This window comes from Rhodopirellula sp. UBA1907, from assembly GCF_002337565.1.
Lineage (GTDB): Bacteria > Planctomycetota > Planctomycetia > Pirellulales > Pirellulaceae > Rhodopirellula > Rhodopirellula europaea.
Genome location: NZ_DDGH01000046.1, coordinates 1 through 1,024 on the forward strand (window position 1 = coordinate 1; position 1,024 = coordinate 1,024).

Here is a 1,024-nt window from a genome sequence, read left to right on the forward strand (position 1 = left end):
TCGAGAAGTCAGCCTTGAACGAAGACCACGCTTTGATGGAAGAGATTGTCGACGACATCATCATCGAGATGGCTTGGGCGCGAGTCCGAACCAACCGCGGAGCCCCCGGGCCCGACGGAATCACGGTGAAAGAATTCCCCGAATGGATTCGTCCACGATGGGAAACGATTCGCGGACAATTGCTCGACGGAACCTATCGGCCATCACCGGCCCGACGTGTTTCGATCGAGAAACCCGATGGCGGCACACGCGAGCTTGGCATTCCAAACTTGCTCGACCGTGTGATCCAAACAGCCATCGTTCGAGTCCTCACCCCGATTTTCGACCCGGAGTTCTCCGAGTCGAGTTTCGGTTACCGACCTCACCGCTCGGCTCAAGGTGCAGTCAAGCAAGTGCAGACGATTATCCGCGGTGGTCGCCGCTGGTGCGTTGACATGGATCTGTCGAAATTCTTCGATCGAGTCCAGCACGACGTGCTGATGTCACGCGTGAGCCGCAAGGTCCACGACAAGCGATTGCTGAAGTTGATCGGGCGCTACTTGAGAGCCGGAGTGATGGTAGGTGGTCTATGCCAACCCAGCGAAGAAGGAACGATGCAGGGCGGTCCACTTTCACCGCTGCTTTCCAACATCTACTTGGATGCACTGGACAAGGAGCTGGAGAAACGCGGGCTTCCCTTTGTGCGGTATGCCGATGACTTCGCGATCTTCACGAAGAGCGAAGCCGCCGCACAACGTGTGTACGCGAGCGTCGAACGCTTCTTGCGAGAACGCTTGAAGCTGGCAGTCAATCACGACAAGAGTTCGATCCGCCAAACGGATGGGCTGGAGTACGTGGGCTACGAATTTCGTGGATACGGCGGCCAGATTCGGGTGAGTCAAAAGAAGCTGGATGCCTTCAAGCAGCGTGCCTCGGAGATCTTTCGCAAGAGCCGAGGTGTGTCGATGAAATCGCGTCTGAGCGAGTTTCGATCTTACGCGATGGGTTGGATAGGTTACTTCGCACTGGATCAAGTCAGGACAAC

1 protein-coding gene is annotated in these 1,024 nt (G+C 56.4%); it reads left to right on the forward strand.

What is annotated here, in order from left to right; translation table 11 throughout:
* On the forward strand, nucleotides 1-1,024 hold a 1,024-nt coding region (gene ltrA / locus B2R17_RS09580; protein ID WP_286763822.1), incomplete at both ends, for a group II intron reverse transcriptase/maturase.